Origin of the sequence: Cycloclasticus zancles 78-ME, assembly GCF_000442595.1 — a bacterium.
GTDB lineage: Bacteria > Pseudomonadota > Gammaproteobacteria > Methylococcales > Cycloclasticaceae > Cycloclasticus > Cycloclasticus pugetii.
The window spans coordinates 1,633,706-1,651,124 of record NC_021917.1 but is presented as its reverse complement, the minus strand read 5'-3'; the positions used below and the strand labels follow the sequence as shown (position 1 = coordinate 1,651,124).

Here is a 17,419-nt window from a genome sequence, read left to right as displayed (position 1 = left end):
TAAGACTAATTAATGAATAGTTAACGAAAAAAGTTTCAAAATTTTAACGTTAAACATTTAATTTATATCAGCAGAGGACGTATGAATTTAGATCAATTAACTCCATCCAGTTTGGGATATTTTGTTTTTAAATCCGATAAATTGGCGGAATGGAACACTTTTTTAAAGGACCTAGTTGGTCTGCAGCTTAGTGACAAAAGTAGTGACGATCAACTTGCTTTTCGTATGGATAAGCAAGAACAACGAATCATTATTGAAAAAGGGTCAGCAAATGATTTATCAGCAGTCGGTTGGGAATATGATAATGATCAATCGCTGAATGAAGTCGTTCTACATATCAAAGGAAAGGGTGTTGAGATTGTAAAAGCAGACCAGAAGTTTTGTGAAAGTAGGGGGATTAGGAAAGCCTATATTTGCACAGACCCGGATGGGGTTGATCATGAACTATATTATGGCGCATCGATTATCCCGATGAATGACAGTTTTAAATCGGATGTTTTGGTTGGGCAATTTTTAGCTGATCGTTTTGGTGCTGGTCACTATGTTGCTAATGCTGAAAATGTTGAGATGAGTCTTAACTTTTATAGGAATGTATTGTGTATTCGATTAAGCGATTATATCACCGGTGAGGTTTTTCCTGGTGGGCCAGTATTAGAAGCTACTTTTTTACATACAAAAACTGGCAGACACCATTCTGTCGCCTGTGCAAGTATCCCAATACCTAAAAAGCTACATCATTTTATGATCGAGTATGAAAATATGAATGACGTTGGTCTCGCTTTTGATCGCTTTAAAAAGGCTGATACACCTTTTTTTATGGAGCTTGGTCATCACCCAAATGATCAAATGTTTTCTTTCTATGTTCAAACACCCGATGGTTTTGGTTTAGAAATTGGTTGGGGCGGAATAATCATAGAAGAAGATAATTGGGAAGTTAAAACGTATTCCCAATTAAGTGATTGGGGTCATGTTGAACCTAGATCAAATGACAACTAAAATTTTTTCAAAAAATGAACGTCTGTTCATAAGTGTGTGAGTTTGGTAACAAATTTGTATTAAGTTCTTTGGAAAATAATGATGAGGGTGAATAAAGTGAATGAAAAAAATAAAGTAATTAATAGCTTGGATTGGAGTGACTCAACAAAAATTCCATTTGAAGTTTATACAGACGAAAGTATTTATAAGCTTGAACAAGAAAATATTTTTCGTGGTGAAACCTGGAGTTTCGTTGCGCTGGAATCTGAATTAGCAGAAGCATTTAGTTATAAGTCGACATTTGTAGGTGATGTGCCTGTTGTCGCAACCCGTGATGATAAAGATAACTTCTATGTATGGGTTAACCGCTGTTCTCATAGAGGTGCAGAAGTTTGTAGAGAACGACATGGGAAGTCTGAAGATGGCGTTTTTACTTGCGTTTACCACCAGTGGGCCTTTGATGCGTCAGGCGATTGTGTTGGGGTTCCTTTTCGTAAAGGCCATGGTGGAAAAGGTGGTTTTCCTAAGGACTTTAAGCCGAGTGACCGACCTTTACAAAAGTTAAAAGTTGAAAGATTGGGTGGGCTTATTTTTGCAAGTTTTGCTGATCAAGGGCCAACATTAGAGGAATACCTAGGCCCTCAAATGCTCAAAATGATGTTGAGGGTGTTATGCAAGCCGATCGAATACCTCGGCGTGACTCGGCAATATGTTAATGCTAATTGGAAGCTATATACAGAGAACACTAAAGACCCTTATCACGCCAGTTTACTGCATCTTTTTCATGCCACGTTTGGTGTTTACCGATCTACTATGGGTGGTGGTGCTGAAATAGGCGGGCCGTTAAATATGCATAGCCTTCTTAGCGCCTATGTTATTGAAAATGAAGATAAATCTGAGTACGAAAAAGGTGATTTAAGAACCTATGATACAGGTGTTAAGTTAGCTGATACCTCTGTTTTAGAAGTTACACCAGAATTAGACCCAGTTTTTACCAATCATATCCAATCTATTTTCCCTTCAATGGTGTTACAGCAAATTCATAACACCTTGGCGGTACGTCAAATTATTCCTAAAGGTGTCGACGAATTTGAGTTGGTGTTCCATTTTTTTGGCTATGAAGATGATACCCCTGAATTAAGAGCTGAAAGAGTTAGGCAGATGAACTTAGTAGGCCCAGCGGGTTATATCTCTATGGAAGATGGTGAAGCCACTGAATTGGTTCAAAACGCCATTAAGGGTGATCCAAGTCATCATTCATTGATGGCAATGGGTGAAGACGGAGATGAAGGTACGTTGTTAACCGAGTCGATATTACGTGCCTATTGGAAAGGTTATCAGCAAATTATGGGTGTGACTCAGTAAAGGTTTATTAATAATTAAATATAAGGATAAAGAGATGAACGAAGCAGATTTCGAAACAAAATATATTGATGTTAACGGTGTTAAGACTTGTTATATAGAAGAAGGGCAAGGTGAGCCGGTCATTTTAATTCATGGTGGTGGAGCAGGTGCCAATAGCTACGGTAACTGGTTTGCAAGCCTGCCTCTTTTCGGTAAGAAGTTTAGAGCGATTGCCATCGATATGATTGGCTTTGGTAAATCTGAAGGCCCTGCTGTCATTGGAGCGGACTGCTCACAAAAAACCCGCTATGACCATTTAGCTGGCTTTATTAAAGCCATGGGGTTTGAAAAAGCAACATTGGTTGGAAACTCTATGGGTGGAGCAACGGCTATGGGTGTTGCGATTGAGTACCCAGAGCTTGTTGATAAATTGGTGTTGATGGGAAGTGCTGGTCTCAATACAGAAATCTCAGAAGCATTGATGCCGATCTTGAAATATGACTTCACTAAAGAAGGTATGGTGAAAATGGTTCAAGCGTTAACCAATGATGATTTTGTTATTACTGATGAGATGATCGATTACCGTTTTGCCAACTCTATAGACCCGAGTAATAAAGAAGCTTATGGCAATGTGATGGAGTGGATTAAATCTCAGGGAGGGCTTTTTTACGAGGATGAATACATTGCGAAAATCACCCAGAAAACATTAGTTGTAAATGGCAAAAATGATCTGGTTGTTCCCTTAACTCACGCGCACAAATTTTTAGAATTAATTAATGATTCATGGGGTTATATAGTCCCTCATTGTGGTCATTGGGCGATGATTGAGCATCCAGAAGATTTTGCATCAGCGGTTAGCCAATTTATTGAATCTCACTAATTCGAAGGAAAATTAGATGCCTAATATACCCTTAACCATAGAATTAAAAAGCGAAGTAGAACAACTGCTTAATAGCTATGTCCAGTGTATTGATGATGATGACCTTGAACATTGGCCAGACTTTTTCACGGAAGATTGTTTGTACCAAATCATTCCTAGGGAAAACCATGAAATAGGCTTGCCAACAGCGGTGATCTGGTGCGATAGCCGTGGAATGTTAGCTGACCGTGTTACAGCTTTGCGTCATGCAAATGTATATCAAGTGCAGTGGTACCGTCACATTATTAGCAACCCAATGATCAGTACAGAAGACGGAGAGACCTTTCATGTGCAGTCTAATTATGCGGTCTTTAAAACATGTAACGACGGTGAAAGTAGCGTTTACAACGTGGGTCGTTATGTCGATGAAATAGTTCGTGATGAAGGGGTTCTTAAGTTTAAAAAGCGTTCTGCTATTTATGACACTCATCGAATTACGACTTTGATGGTTATCCCAATTTAAACCTAAGCATCACTTGTAATTTAAATTTAATTTAAAAGGAAAATGTTATGGATCAAAGTGAAAGAATTTTAGTCAACGAAGAGGTCGTGAAAAAGAACAAGTTATGGCCGAACTTTATTAAGGCCAAGCTGGGGTTTAGAAACCATTGGTACCCCGTCATGTTCGGTAAAGAAATAGAAGAGGGCAAGCCTGTTAAGGCGATGTTATGTGGTGAAAACCTATTACTCAACCGAATTGATGGAAAAGTTTATGCCATCAAAGATAGGTGTTTACACCGAGGTGTTGCCTTTTCTAAAAAGCCTGAGTGTTATACAAAAGAGACCATTACCTGTTGGTATCATGCTTGGACGTATCGATGGGACGATGGCTCGTTATGCGACATTATGACGGACCCTAAAAGCGATATGATTGGTAAGCATCGTCTTAAAACGTACACTGTGCAAGAAGCAAAAGGGCTTGTATTTATTTTTCTCGGCGATATTGAACCTACCCCTCTGATTAATGACGTACCACCTGGGTTTTTAGATGAAGGGCGTGCGATTAGAGGCATTAAACGAGAAGTTGGGTCAAACTGGAGAATTGCTGCTGAAAATGGTTTTGATTCAACACATGTTTTTATTCATAAAGACAGTAAGTTAATACCAAACAATGAGACCGTTATTCCATTAGGGTTTGCGACAGATCGTGAAGAAGAAGCAAAAGGCACCTTATGGGAAGTAGTTAATAACGAAGACGGACCTAAGGGTGTTTACGATAATATCGGCCAGCATGCGGTTCCCGTCGTTGAGGGTAAAGTAGATGGTGAAACAGTTCTTCGTCCGGTTATTGGTGGTGATAAACGCATAGCCAACCAAATCTCAATATGGATGCCAGGCGCCCTTAAAGTAGACCCCTTTCCAGACCCTTCATTGATTCAATTTGAATGGTATGTGCCAAGAGATGAAAACTCACATTGGTATATTCAAACGCTTGGTAAAGAAGTGGCTAATGAAGCTGAAGAGCTAGAGTTTGAAAAAGATTTTAATGAAAAGTGGGAAGACTGGGGGCTACGTGGCTTTAATGATGATGATATTTGGGCCCGTGAAGCGATGGAAGAGTTTTACAAGGATGACTGGGGTTGGATTAAAGAACAGTTATTTGAGCCAGATGGAAATATAGTCGCGTGGAGACAGTTAGCCAGTGAAGCAAATCGCGGTGTCCAAACACTAGAAGATTTATAACTGGGTGATCAAATGAGCACACTCAATAATGATGCTTTAGACGAACTGTTTGATAGGCGCCCCGACGACGGTATCTACAAGGTTAACCGACGTGTATATAACGACCCCGCTCTTTACGAGCGGGAGTTGGAGAGTATTTTTGAAGGGTCTTGGATATATGTCGCGCATGAAAGCCAACTACCGAATAAAGGGGACTTTGTTACAGTCACCATGGGTAGACAGCCTGTCATTATTAACCGCGATATGAATGGGCAAATTAATGGTTTCATCAATGCTTGCCCACATCGGGGCGCACGTTTATGTAGAACAGAACGGGGTAATACGAAAAGCTTTATATGCACCTATCATGGTTGGGCATTTGCTAGTGATGGTGAAGCAAAATGGATTCAGCGAGAAGAAGAGGGCTATCCCGAGCTGCTTGACCATAAGAATGACGTCGGCCTAAAACATGTTGAGAAAGTAGAAAGTTATCGTGGCTTTATCTTTGCAAGCCTATCTGCAGATGTTCCTACCTTAGATCAGCATTTATTGGGGGGTAAGGCTTATATCGATATGTTGGTTGACCAGGCGCCGAACGGGCTAGAAGTGTTAAAGGGCAGTTCGAGTTGTGTTTATAAGGGTAATTGGAAACTGATGCTTGAAAATGGCGGTGGTGATGGATTACACCCAGATTATGCACACAGCTCGCTATTAAAAGTAGCCGATCGAAAATTGCAAAGAAGCACTGCAGTTCAGACCATGCAGGTTTCAAAAATGTATGAGCAAGTTGGTGGGCAGTGGGCTTTTGGTAATGGCCATACTGGCATTTGGTTTAATTTTCCAAACCCTGAAGACAGACCGGCTTATAAGCATTTGGCTGAACTAAGTAAAGCGTACGGAGAAGACAGAGCTCATTGGATGACTGGTGTGTTTCGTAATCTATCTATCTACCCTAATTTACATTTGCTGGACCAAATGGCAACACTTATTCGCACCTTTAGACCTTTAGATGTAAACCGCACAGAAATAACGTTCTTCTGTATAGCACCGGTCGGTGAACCAGTAGAAGATAGGAAAAACCGTCTGCGTCAATTTGAAGAGTTTTTCGCTGGTAGTGGAATGGGTACCCCAGATGATAATGCTGAGTTTGAAGAATGTCAGTCAGGCTCCGAAGGGCGTAATTTAGCCACTAGCTATATTTCTTTTGGCCTACATTCACGTCACGAGGGTACCGATGAAGTTGCTAGCAGCTTAGGTATTGAACTGTCCCATAGTGGAGTCATCGGCTATGAGGGTTGCACAATGACGCAATATGACCGTTGGATAGAGCTGATGACGAAGGAAGACAAATCATGAAAACACAAGTTGTAGATTTTGATACGTGGAACTTATTGTCCGGGGTTTTATATGAAGAAGCGGCTGCTTTAGATGAACAGCGTTGGGAAGATTGGTTGTCCTTGTATACAGATAATTGCGTTTATTGGGTGCAAGCTTGGGATAGTGAACATGAGTTGTCATGTAATCCTGAGAACGATGTATCGCTGATCTATATGGATAACAAATCCATGCGAGAAGACCGTAAATGGCGTTTTACCAGTGGTACATCACCTGCTTCAGTGCCACTACCAAGGACTAATCACCTCATCGGAAATGTACAGCTTGTTGAATTCAGTGGTGAAAAGGCCGTATTAAAAAGCCATTGGCAAGTTGCTTCGTATAGGTTCCGAGAGCTTACCCAAATAGCTGGGCGTAGTCGATATATGCTGACGTTAGACAATGGTCTATGGAAGATCGAACAACGGCAGACAGTTCTTGTGAATGATCAGGTCCAAACAACCTTGGATTTATACCATATATAGATGTTCAACAGAGGTGTTTAAGCATTGAAGTAGGTTTTGGTAACAAAAAGGTGAAAGAAATATTTATTAAATTAACGAGTGATTTTGTACAGATATCTTTTATCCATAAAAAGCTAGAAATTAGTGAATGACAGTTAATGGATATGCAGTTATGGGGATAAGGATTTAAATAGTTTTAAATACTTTAAATGGGAAATAGGAGCATAAAATGCGCACAACTCAGACTATAAAAAAGCTGATAGCAATCGGCCTGACAACGTTGGTTGTCAGTCCATCGGCACAGGCAATTGACTATCTAAACGGAGATTTACGTGTATCCGGATTCGTTCGAGCACAAACCGCTATCTCCACCACCAGTGATAAAAATGCGGCCAACACAGCATTAGGCCAACAAGATAATCCCGACTTTAACTTAAACCGCGTCTGGGGGATTGCAGACTTTGATTACCGTCCATCAAGTTTAAGAAACGGCTTGTTTGATAGCGTTCGTTTATTTTCACGGGTCAAACTGGCGTATGACCTCACCGAAGATTTAAGCGGCGGCGTCGATAGCTACGATGCCTTCTCTGCCTCCAATAACCTTAAAGATCGCGGCACGATGATGAATGCAAGCAACGACACCGCATCAGCCGATATCTGGGAACTCTTTGTCGACATTAAAAAAGGCAAATTATGGACACGGTTAGGTCGTCAAAACATCGTCTGGGGAGAATCTGATGGGGTAAGACTGTTAGATATTGTTAACCCACTGGACAATGCCTGGCACCCATTTGAAGGCGGCGGTGAGCTCTTTGATCACCGTCGTATTCCATTATGGATGGCACGGTTTACCTACCAACTACCCATCAATGATATGAGCGTCGACTTCTTCTATAACCCCGGTGACTTTGTTCCCACAGTACAGGCGGATATCGGTTCACCTTGGAACGTAAACCCCTTACCACGTGATGGTGTTGGCGATCCGGCTGATGGGTTTTTAGTCGTAGGCAGCCCATTTGGACCCACCTTAGCACCCGGCACCACCTTCATCGTGGATGACGACACCAATGATTGGCGCGGCGAAGACCAATGGGGAATACGCTTATTAGGCTCACTAGGTGGGTTTAATTACACCTTAAATTACTTAAGCTTAATTGATCAAGATGGGGTGATTTCAGCGACCAACACACTCCCTGTGTTCACACCAACACCGCCAACAGCACCAGGTGCGCCAGTAGCCGTACTGCCCGTGCTACAAAACACCCATGAGCGCTTAGATATTGCAGGGGCTTCATTTAACTGGTATGCCGACAGTCTTGCCGCGGTGTTTAGAGGCGAAATGTCCTACACCTTTGATAAGCCGTTTGCAAAATCTGCCTCAAACCTACAGTTTGCTGGGCCGGTCCCGCTGAACCCGCAAGATGCACTCGGGGTCGCTCATCGAGATGAAATGAAAGTAATGTTAGGCATAGATCGACCTTCCTTTATTTTCTCAAAAACTAGAACGATGAACATCTCCGCTCAGGTGATCTATATCGAACGTGAAAAAATATCCCTTGATACAGATCTTAACGGGTTAGCGGCAAGAAAAGATGAAACACAACTCACACTGAACTTAAGTCAGCCCTTCGACAATGATCAGTTTTTCGTTGAATTCTTTGGCTTGTATGACATAGACGGCGGTTATTGGTTACAGCCCCAAGTCAGATGGCAGCCGGGTAATAACTGGCGTGTATGGGCTTACTACAACGCCTTTGGCGGAGAAGAAGAACGCAGTATCGCCGTGTATGACCACGCTGACGAAATGAATATAGCCGTGTCATACCAGTTCTAATCAATCATTCATAAAATTTTAAGAGGTCATGAAAATGAATATAAATGAAATAATGAAACATGCTTTGAGCGCACTCATTATCAGCAGTGCATCAACAATGGCATTTGCCAAGGTTCCGCAAGTCGGCGATGTGATTAATGCCAGCAATGTAGACCAATACAGCGAATACTTAATTGAATCAGCGATTGCACTTGTTAAACAAGGTCAGGTACTCAAAGTCACACCGACTTCTGAAAAGGGTACGTTAAGTAACCCAGAGTTTTTGCAAATCACTGAGGCAAACAAAGGTAAAGCCAGAATACTGGACGAATACGGGACATTGGGCCTTGAAGATGGCTCGCCATGGATCGGTGGATTGCCCTTCCCGGTTGCTGAAAAAGGTATCGAGGTGATGGTTAATTATCAGGTCGGTAACCTCGCTTTAGAGGGTGATGACTTTGGTCATGTGAATGGTCCTGATTTTCCGATTAGTCGATTAACCTATATCAATAGCGATGGTGATGTTTATAAAGAAGCGACCATGGGGATGACGCAAATCATGATGACAGGTCGAGTGGCCGCTGAACCAAAACCAAGCATTCCTGGTTATGAAGATGAAACCACAAGAAGGATTATCAAGTTTATTGAACCCTATGATGTGAAAGGTATTATTTCCTTAGATATTCAATACCGAGACCAAAGTAAGTTACCAGAATCTTATGTTTACTTACCATCGTTTAGACGGGTTCGCCAAGTGGCTACAGCGAACAGAACTGATTCGCTTGCAGGCTCAGAATTAACACAGGCAGATTTAAGTGGCTTCTCAGACCCAATGGGCCTGTGGAAATTCAAAATTATTAAAAAAGGTTTAATGTTGGTAAACACAAGGAGCATAACGCCTACGGTTCCTTATCCAGAGCCTATTACACTGCATAATAAGTTTTTCCCACAACCTCAACGTCAAATGGAATTGCGTGAAGCCTATGTAGTAGAAGCGATTCCAAGGTATGACACGGTTTATGGTAAGAAAATTATGGTATTTGATGCTGAGGTTTATCGATTGGGTGATGTGGCTATTTATGACAACGCCGGCAAACTTTATAAAGCTTTTCAGCAAGATTTTGGTGTAACAGATGGTAATCACCCCATACCAACATGGATGGTGGCACTTAACTTGCAAACAGGAAGCGGTACCGTATTTGGTAATTACGATATGGGGCTTAATTTAAACCCATCGGTCACTGTGACAGAAAAATCATCAATGAAAAACTTAGCGAGATAATCAAAATGCCCCTTGGGTGATGAATCGCCAAGGGGCATTAGGTGGCTCTATCCATATTGACTAAATATTAAGGAAAGCAAATGATAAATTTTGATAATGAAAACGATACAGTTGTAGATCAAGAGGTTGTCAAAAAACTTAAAGGTTGGGGCAATTACATCCAAGCAAAACTTGGTTTCCGTAATCATTGGTATCCGGTTGGGTTTAGTGAAGATTTAGAAGAAAACAAGCCCAAGCCAATTCAATTAGGCGGCGAAAAACTATTAATCAACCGCATTGATGGAGAGGTGTTTTGTATTGCCGATACCTGCTTGCATCGTGGTGTGTCCTTCTCAGAAAAAATCGAATGTTACAGTAAAGACACTGTAACGTGCTGGTATCACGGATGGACCTATAATTTTAATGATGGCAAACTTTGCGATATTTTAACCGACCCAAATAGTCAAATGATTGGGACTCGTGCACTACAAACTTATCCTGTAGAAGAAGCAAAAGGGATGATGTTTGTGTTTCTAGGCGATGTCGCAGAAGGCGATGAACCGCCTGCGTTAGGCTTAGATTTACCACCCTGGTTTTTAGATGAAGACCGATATGTCATGGGGATAGGCCGTGAAATTGAATCTAACTGGCGCCTTGGTGCTGAAAACGGTTTCGACACAACACATATTTTTATTCATAAAGACTCATCTTATTTAACAGCACGCGATGCACCTATTCCACTTGGTTTTGCAACTGAGCAAAAATTAGAATTAGGCATTCACGACAAAGATGGAGCACCTAAAGGGGTCGTTGACCCATTAATGGGCAATTACCGACCTGTATTTGATGCAAATATCAAAGGTGAATCCGTTTTATCAAGTGTTCGCCCTGAAGGTGAGCATTCAACTATTTATCAAGTGTCGTTGTGGATGCCAGGCATTCTGACGGTAGAAAATCACCCTGAACCCGATATAACACAGGTTGAGTTTTATGTACCTATTGATGAAAAAAGACATATGTATTTTCAAATTCTGAGTAAAAAAGGGGTCACTGAGCCTGAGCAAATACACCGTTATAAAGAGGAATTCACGTCATTGCATGAACCGTTAGCGCTACGTGGTTTTAATGATGATGATATTTGGGCCAGAAAAGCATCTCAGGCATTTTATGATGATGATTATGGTTGGTTAGAAGAGCAGCTTTTTGAACCGGACCATAATTTAATCGCCTGGAGAAAACTGGCAAGTGAACATTGCCGTGGAATACAACGAGCACCTCGAACAGGGGCCGCTAGAGTAGTTGCACCAAAAAAAGAGTAACGGTTTTAAGTAACGTACTTAAAAGCTAAGAACGTTTAAATTTTATATGAGAGGGCATAATTTTGAATATAGAAAATGAATCACTATATGAAAAGAAATATATTGATGTGGATGGTATTAACACTTGTTATATAGAAGCCGGCGAGGGTGAGCCATTAGTGTTAATACATGGTGGTGGCGCTGGCGCAAATGGCTACGGAAATTGGTTTGCTTGTTTGCCGTTGTTTGCCAAAAGCTTTAGAACCATCGCTGTTGATATGGTGGGCTTTGGTTTAACAGATAGCCCTGACCCCAGTGATTTTGAATATTCACAAAAAGCACGTTATGAACATATTGCTAACTTTATTAAAAAAATGGGGTTAGAGAAAGTCAACCTTGTTGGTAATTCAATGGGTGGAGCAACAGCCATGGGGGTTGCCGTTGAGTACCCAGAACTGTGTGAGAGGCTTATCTTAATGGGCAGTGCTGGGCTAAATACAGAGTTGGATATAGCAGCGCTTAAGCCTGTTTTAGGGTATGACTATACAAAAGAAGGGATGATAAGGCTGATAAAGGTTCTCACTAATGATTCGTTTCAAATTACCTCAGAAATGATTGATTACCGACACGCAAACTCAGTAGACCCAAAAAATGAAGCCTCTTATGCGGCGACTATGGACTGGGTTAGAAAAGCAGGGGGCTTGTTTTATGAAGAAGACTATATTGCCAGCGTGCAACAAAAAACACTGGTTGTGAATGGTAAAGACGACCAAGTGGTTCCTTTATCGAGTGCACATAAATTTTTAGAGTTAATGGATAACTCATGGGGTTATATCATGCCGCACTGTGGTCATTGGGCGATGATTGAGTACCCCGACGACTTTTCTAGTGCCGTGTCGGCTTTTATAAAATCGCACTAGTATGTTGAAGTGCTAATGAATTTTTTAACTAACCATATTATAGATGCCCTGAAAGCTAAGGGATAAAAGGAGTCTTATGTCTGAATTAATGATGCTTTGTAAAACAGCCGAGGTGACCGAAGATGCACCAATTCAAGTGGTGGTAGATGGTTTGCCCCCACTAGCGGTTTATGAGTTTAATAAAAGTTATTACGTTACCAGTGATATTTGCACACACGGAATGGCGTTTATGACAGAGGGTGAACAAGATGGAAATGAAATTGAGTGCCCTTTTCATGGTGGTGCATTTAATTTTGTCACAGGGGAAGTGGTGTCTATGCCCTGTCATATTCCATTAGAGACTTTTCCAGTCGTCATAAATGATGAATACGTGTGTATTGAAAAACCAGTACTTGAGAAATGATTTATTACTCTTAACGGCGAGAGTAATTGTCTGCACGAATACTGGATAAAAGTTTATATGAGCGGGAAGTTTTTAAAAAGTACGATGGATAATACGCAAGCAGTGCTTAGTGTTATTTGAGGGTGAAAAATCCTTAATGAAAAAGCAATGGTATTAAAACCAAATAGGTTTAATCAGATAATAATTTTATTGTGAGGGATTAGAAAACAGTTGTGTTTGTGTAAGTGAGGTGAGAATGGCAGTTTACTGCGAATCGGTTTGATAGATAACACTGGTTAAGTAGTAGGGTGAAGACTCTAACCTTTATTGAAAAACAGTTTAATGAAGAACACCACTCCAATGTCGGGGATACGGATACTTATCTTTTTAGGGTTTGCATAGTGTTTAGGCAATCCCTCATTCGATAAGTTTTAAACAAGTTAAATATCAAATTATTCAGTTGGTATGAATAGTTGATGGGCATTTAAATATCGTTTAAGGAGTGGTTAAGTGAAGAAACGTATTTGTACAAGAAGGGTTATTGCTAGCCTATTGGTTTTTGCTGGGTTCAGCCAGGCATCAGGCGTTTTGTGGGCAGTAGAAGCGCAACAAAAAGTGGACATCAGAAACGGTTCCATGGGGTTAGCCCATATAAAATCGAATCAATTGGATGATCTTGAAAACCCAGTCTTAAAGCCCAGAGATAGCTTATTTGATATCACTCAACTGGCTGATCAATCTTACCTAATGGTTGGAAATGATGGCTTGATCATCAAAGCATCAAAGAAGCAGGCGGCAGAAAGGCTAGATTCCAATATTAACCACGACCTGTTTAGTACGCACGCCACCAAGCAAGGTGACGTGTTTTTAGGTGGTGCAAATGGGTCATTGTATAAGTCTAAAGATCATTTGACTAACTGGTCAAAACAAATAATAGCACCCAATGAATCGATCTTTAACTTTATTGAGTTGAGCACCGCTGAAATTCTTTTATCGGGTAGTTATGGGCTGCTGATGTCAAGTAGGCCACCTTATCAGCAGTGGGAAGCCGTCAATATACCTTGGGCAGACTTTCTAAAAGAAGCGTGGAATGAGTTTGGCGAAGCAGCCCCTCATTTATATGCTGGTTGCACTAACCAACGCGATGAATTACTGGTAGTTGGTGAGTTCGGCTTAGCACTTAAACGTGATACTGACGGGCAGTGGAGCAAAATACATGGGGGGGCTATAGAACCGGCTATTTATGGCTGTCAGCTATCCAATAACGGCAAAAATATCATTTTGGTCGGGCAACAAGGCATGGTTTACCAAACCAGTAATGGCGGTGACACATGGGCTAAAAAAGATATTGCCAAAAGCGTTGATTTATATTCGGTCGAAAAGATCAAAGACCTTTTCATTATTCTGGGCGATAAAAAGAAAATATACACCTCATTAACTTCATCAGACTGGGTGTGTCAGCGATTTATTGGCGACAGGCCTTTGGGTTGGTTTGTTGATATGGCAGTGCAAGGGGAAGACATCGCCATTATCGGCAGTAATGGTGGTTTTAAAGTGACAAGTTATGCGTCATTTGTAACCGCAATAAATCAATTGAATAACTCAAAGGAGCTTGTTAGCTGTGAATAATTGGGCTGAAAAAATACTATCATTACGGATCATATTATTGGTAATAGCTGGCATCATTACGGTTATTGCTGGGTTTTATGCATCCACCATTTCATTTAAAACGGTGTACGAGGAGATTTTGCCTCAACACCATCCATACATTGATACACACCTTGCCTACGAAGGGCAATATGGTGGTCCTTTAACAATCAAGCTTATTTTCGAGTCTAAAGAAGGCTCCATTTATCAGGCTGATGCGCTAAAAAAGATTAAAGCCATTACCGAAGGGCTTGATGCAACGCCTTATGTCAATCATGACCAAGTGTTTTCAATCGCTTCTCGCAAAGTAAGGCGGGTAAAAATTGATGAGTTTGGTGCCAGCAGCATTCCGCTATTGCCGGGTGATGAACCACTACCAAAAACTGAAGAGCAGTTAAAAGCGTTTTCAGAACTGGTTGATAGCACGCCTGGGGTTCTTGGAACGTATGTCTCATTTGATAAAAGCTCTGCTTATTTTCAAGCCAGCTTAATTCCAGGTGAAATAGATTATACAAAGGTATTTAATTATTTAAACGCATTGTCAGAGCAATATAGCAATGAGACGTTCACCTTGCATATGTTTGGCCAACCCGTGTTAACAGGGTGGATCTATATGTACAACGCAGAAGTCATACAAATTTTATGTCTTTCTTTTCTGGTGATGTTAGCGATGCTTTTTTACTTCTCTAAAAACACAAGAATGGTTGTTTTAGCAGGTGTAACCTCTTTAATTAGTGCGGTATGGGGCTTGGGCTTTGTAGGCTTATTAGGTTGGTCTTTAGATCCCCTAATACTAGTGATTCCAATGCTAGTTATGGCACGTACCTTAAGTCATTCGGTACAAATGGGGATGCGTTATTTAGAAATAGCGCATGATCAGTTAAGTAAAATTGATGCCTGCGTTATCTTACTAAAAAAGCAATTTAAGCCAGGTGTTTTGGGGATCGTAACCGATGCAGCAGGTATCTTCTTAATTGCGGTAGCCGATATTCCTGTGATGCAAAAACTAGCCACATTTGCAGGTATTTGGTCGCTTAGCGTGATTGTGACAGTACTTATCTTAATACCGTTAATGTTCAGCTGTGTAAAGCAAGTTGGTAAGGTCAATCTGTCAGTCGAAGATGAGAGTTATTGTCTTACAAAGAAAATATTAAGCGGTATATTCTATCTGTCAGATCATAAAACAAGCCGTGTCATCGTTTGGGTTGTTTTTATTACGGTATCAGCCAGTTCATTTTGGATTTCAAAAGATCTAAAAGTAGGTGAGGTTGAACCTGGCACCAGTTTATTATGGCCTGATTCGCCGTATAACCAAGCGGTGTCACTTCATACCAAAAAATTTATTGGTCCAGATCAATTGCTGGTGGTTGTTGAAGCCACACCAGCAGAAGAAAACAATGGTGCTAAGAAGGCTGACCGTGTGGATATCCGTGAATTGAGTGTTATAAAGAAAATTCAAACCTTTCAGTATATGATGCAAAACACACCTGATATCAAAGGGAGTCTATCATTTGTGGATTTATTGCCCAGTGTAAAACGCAGTTTATCGGGTAACTATCCTAAATTTGAAACGCTTCCCGTGGACGGCCGTGAATCGGGGCAGTTGGTCAATTTACTGCAGGCAAATGCTTCACCAGGCGATTTTAGTTACTTATTTGATAATGAATATAAAAATGCCAGTGTGCGCTTTTTTGTTTCAGACCATAAATCAGAAACGGTTAATAATGTTATTGAAAAGACTAAAAAAGTTATCTCTGAAATAGAAGCCACTGATAGTAGCCCCGGCAAATTACGCATGGCCGCAGGCAGTATTGGGATTGCATCAGCAACAAATAGTGAGGTGTCAAAAGCTCAAGGTTTAAACTTTATCTTAACGACAATGGTTATTATTGTTGCGATATGGTTTGGTTATCGATCCTTGTCAGCGGTATTGATTTTAATTACCCCATTATTATTTACTGATGTGGTTGTCGCAGCCATTATGGTGAAACTCGGGATGAGTATTAATGTAAATACCTTGCCCATTTTGTCGGTTGGCATGGGTATCGGGATTGACTATGGTATTTATTTGCTAAGTCGCTCAATAGAAGAGGGTAAACGTGGAGTACATAGCAGCTTGAACGAGGCTGTGCATCATGCAATTTTAACCAGTGGTCGAGCTATCTTTATTACCGCTATTACGATGGTCTTTGCGGTTGGTATTTGGTATTTCATGTCTAACTTACGCTTCCAAGCTGATATGGGCCTTTTGCTTGCATTAGTGATGATTATCAATTGCTTAGGTGCACTTATTTTGATTCCTTTGGCGATACATACGTTTAAACCAAATTTATTAAAGGCCGATGCGTAATGTTTTGGTTAATAGATCGCACAATTAGTAATGCTTGTTAATATGAATATTATAGGTATGGTTATATTATGAGAATGAGTGGAAAAGTAGCCCTCATAACGGGGGGTGGTTCAGGCATTGGTGAAGCAAGTTGTCAGCGTTTAGCGCAAGAAGGTGCAACGGTTATCGTGACTGATATTAATTTAGACAGTGCCGAACGTGTTGCAGATGCGATAAATAATGAAGGAGGGCAGGCCTGTCCTAAGTATCACGATGTAACCAAGGAAAAAGCTTGGGTAGCTTTGATCGATGAGGTTATCGATCAATTTGCTGGTTTAGATGTATTAGTAAACAACGCGGCTATTGCACCCACAGGGTCGGTAGAAGACACCTCTTTGGACGACTGGCGAAGTGTTCAGCAGGTCAATGTAGAAGGCGTTTTTATGGGTACACGTGAAGCCGTAAAAGCAATGAAAGAGAAAGGAGGCTCAATCATTAATATTTCTTCTGATTTAGGTATTATTGGTGAACCTACAATGGCTGCGTACAGTACGAGTAAAGGGGCTATTAGAGTTTTTACGAAAGCAGCTGCCTTACATTGTGCCAGGGAAGGCTACGCTATTCGGGTAAATTCTGTACACCCAGGTTTTATTGATACACCCGCTGTAACCAGCACGGTAGCGGAAATGAGCGAAGATATGGCGAAGGCATTTAGAGAACGAATTTTAGCTGGAATTCCAATGGGGCGAATGGGGAGGCCTTTAGATGTAGCGAACGGCATTCTTTTCCTTTCTTCAGATGAATCTAGTTATATGACCGGTTCTGAGTTGGTGATTGATGGTGGTTTTATCGCTTAATGTTAAGTTTGCCAAACTGCTAGGTTAATCTGTATGAGGCAAGGCAAGCACTGACAGTTCGCCGAATATAATGCTTTTATTTAATTGCTTCCTTGATTAAAAGTTCATAAGGGATAAATCCCTGAGAATGATGCTGAGCAGTTACATTTATTTGTTATGTTAGACTTCTTTTTC

General features: G+C 40.9%; 15 protein-coding genes. All 15 read left to right on the top strand.

All coding sequences use genetic code 11. The features are described 5' to 3' along the window. Positions 1 to 81 precede the first annotated feature (81 nt). The 15 genes from CYCME_RS07965 (at position 82) to CYCME_RS07895 (ending at position 17,245) form a co-directional block, all read left to right on the top strand. Positions 82 to 996, top strand: a complete 915-nt coding sequence (locus CYCME_RS07965; RefSeq protein WP_020932717.1) for a VOC family protein — start codon at positions 82 to 84, stop codon at positions 994 to 996. 96 nt (positions 997 to 1,092) lie between these two features. After that, positions 1,093 to 2,340: an aromatic ring-hydroxylating oxygenase subunit alpha gene (locus CYCME_RS07960; protein ID WP_335327542.1), complete on the top strand. Its 1,248-nt coding sequence runs from the start codon at positions 1,093 to 1,095 to the stop codon at positions 2,338 to 2,340. Positions 2,341 to 2,374: 34 nt separating this feature from the next. Further along, entirely contained in the window at positions 2,375 to 3,199 is an 825-nt protein-coding gene (locus CYCME_RS07955; RefSeq protein WP_015005775.1) for an alpha/beta fold hydrolase, read from the top strand. A 16-nt stretch (positions 3,200 to 3,215) separates the two neighbouring features. Beyond that, positions 3,216 to 3,701 (top strand): aromatic-ring-hydroxylating dioxygenase subunit beta, encoded by a 486-nt coding sequence (locus CYCME_RS07950; protein WP_015005776.1) that lies wholly within the window; start codon positions 3,216 to 3,218, stop codon positions 3,699 to 3,701. Positions 3,702 to 3,748: 47 nt separating this feature from the next. Continuing rightward, positions 3,749 to 4,921: a Rieske 2Fe-2S domain-containing protein gene (locus tag CYCME_RS07945; RefSeq protein ID WP_020932715.1), complete on the top strand. Its 1,173-nt coding sequence runs from the start codon at positions 3,749 to 3,751 to the stop codon at positions 4,919 to 4,921. Positions 4,922 to 4,933: 12 nt separating this feature from the next. Beyond that, positions 4,934 to 6,256: an aromatic ring-hydroxylating oxygenase subunit alpha gene (locus CYCME_RS07940; RefSeq protein ID WP_020932714.1), complete on the top strand. Its 1,323-nt coding sequence runs from the start codon at positions 4,934 to 4,936 to the stop codon at positions 6,254 to 6,256. Continuing rightward, positions 6,253 to 6,759, top strand: coding sequence for an aromatic-ring-hydroxylating dioxygenase subunit beta (locus tag CYCME_RS07935; protein ID WP_020932713.1), 507 nt, complete (start codon positions 6,253 to 6,255; stop codon positions 6,757 to 6,759). Before CYCME_RS07940 ends, CYCME_RS07935 begins: the two co-directional genes overlap by 4 nt. 208 nt (positions 6,760 to 6,967) lie before the next feature. Then, positions 6,968 to 8,572 (top strand): DUF1302 family protein, encoded by a 1,605-nt coding sequence (locus CYCME_RS07930; RefSeq protein ID WP_016389441.1) that lies wholly within the window; start codon positions 6,968 to 6,970, stop codon positions 8,570 to 8,572. A 34-nt stretch (positions 8,573 to 8,606) separates the two neighbouring features. Continuing rightward, positions 8,607 to 9,833 carry a DUF1329 domain-containing protein gene (locus tag CYCME_RS07925; RefSeq protein ID WP_020932712.1) on the top strand — a complete coding sequence of 409 codons (1,227 nt, stop codon included), beginning with the start codon at positions 8,607 to 8,609 and terminating at the stop codon, positions 9,831 to 9,833. 80 nt (positions 9,834 to 9,913) lie between these two features. Then, positions 9,914 to 11,131, top strand: a complete 1,218-nt coding sequence (locus CYCME_RS07920; protein ID WP_016389438.1) for a Rieske 2Fe-2S domain-containing protein — start codon at positions 9,914 to 9,916, stop codon at positions 11,129 to 11,131. A gap of 62 nt (positions 11,132 to 11,193) precedes the next feature. Then, positions 11,194 to 12,030: an alpha/beta fold hydrolase gene (locus CYCME_RS07915; protein WP_016389436.1), complete on the top strand. Its 837-nt coding sequence runs from the start codon at positions 11,194 to 11,196 to the stop codon at positions 12,028 to 12,030. Positions 12,031 to 12,106: 76 nt separating this feature from the next. After that, complete coding sequence (locus CYCME_RS07910; RefSeq protein WP_016389434.1) at positions 12,107 to 12,433, top strand: non-heme iron oxygenase ferredoxin subunit; 327 nt, start codon at positions 12,107 to 12,109, stop codon at positions 12,431 to 12,433. Between the two features lie 489 nt (positions 12,434 to 12,922). Further along, positions 12,923 to 14,041 carry a hypothetical protein gene (locus CYCME_RS07905; protein ID WP_020932711.1) on the top strand — a complete coding sequence of 373 codons (1,119 nt, stop codon included), beginning with the start codon at positions 12,923 to 12,925 and terminating at the stop codon, positions 14,039 to 14,041. Next, positions 14,034 to 16,409 carry an efflux RND transporter permease subunit gene (locus CYCME_RS07900; protein ID WP_020932710.1) on the top strand — a complete coding sequence of 792 codons (2,376 nt, stop codon included), beginning with the start codon at positions 14,034 to 14,036 and terminating at the stop codon, positions 16,407 to 16,409. Before CYCME_RS07905 ends, CYCME_RS07900 begins: the two co-directional genes overlap by 8 nt. Positions 16,410 to 16,483: 74 nt before the next feature. Next, positions 16,484 to 17,245 (top strand): SDR family NAD(P)-dependent oxidoreductase, encoded by a 762-nt coding sequence (locus tag CYCME_RS07895; RefSeq protein ID WP_223253177.1) that lies wholly within the window; start codon positions 16,484 to 16,486, stop codon positions 17,243 to 17,245. Positions 17,246 to 17,419 lie beyond the last annotated feature (174 nt).

What these genes read in the sequence shown, in the direction of transcription:
- CYCME_RS07940 (WP_020932714.1), top strand. Translation starts at nt 4,934, where the DNA reads ATGAGCACACTCAATAATGATGCTTTAGACGAACTGTTTGATAGGCGC.
- CYCME_RS07920 (WP_016389438.1), top strand. Translation starts at nt 9,914, where the DNA reads ATGATAAATTTTGATAATGAAAACGATACAGTTGTAGATCAAGAGGTT.
- CYCME_RS07955 (WP_015005775.1), top strand. Translation starts at nt 2,375, where the DNA reads ATGAACGAAGCAGATTTCGAAACAAAATATATTGATGTTAACGGTGTT.
- CYCME_RS07950 (WP_015005776.1), top strand. Translation starts at nt 3,216, where the DNA reads ATGCCTAATATACCCTTAACCATAGAATTAAAAAGCGAAGTAGAACAA.
- CYCME_RS07945 (WP_020932715.1), top strand. Translation starts at nt 3,749, where the DNA reads ATGGATCAAAGTGAAAGAATTTTAGTCAACGAAGAGGTCGTGAAAAAG.
- CYCME_RS07965 (WP_020932717.1), top strand. Translation starts at nt 82, where the DNA reads ATGAATTTAGATCAATTAACTCCATCCAGTTTGGGATATTTTGTTTTT.
- CYCME_RS07895 (WP_223253177.1), top strand. Translation starts at nt 16,484, where the DNA reads ATGAGTGGAAAAGTAGCCCTCATAACGGGGGGTGGTTCAGGCATTGGT.
- CYCME_RS07925 (WP_020932712.1), top strand. Translation starts at nt 8,607, where the DNA reads ATGAATATAAATGAAATAATGAAACATGCTTTGAGCGCACTCATTATC.
- CYCME_RS07930 (WP_016389441.1), top strand. Translation starts at nt 6,968, where the DNA reads ATGCGCACAACTCAGACTATAAAAAAGCTGATAGCAATCGGCCTGACA.
- CYCME_RS07935 (WP_020932713.1), top strand. Translation starts at nt 6,253, where the DNA reads ATGAAAACACAAGTTGTAGATTTTGATACGTGGAACTTATTGTCCGGG.
- CYCME_RS07910 (WP_016389434.1), top strand. Translation starts at nt 12,107, where the DNA reads ATGTCTGAATTAATGATGCTTTGTAAAACAGCCGAGGTGACCGAAGAT.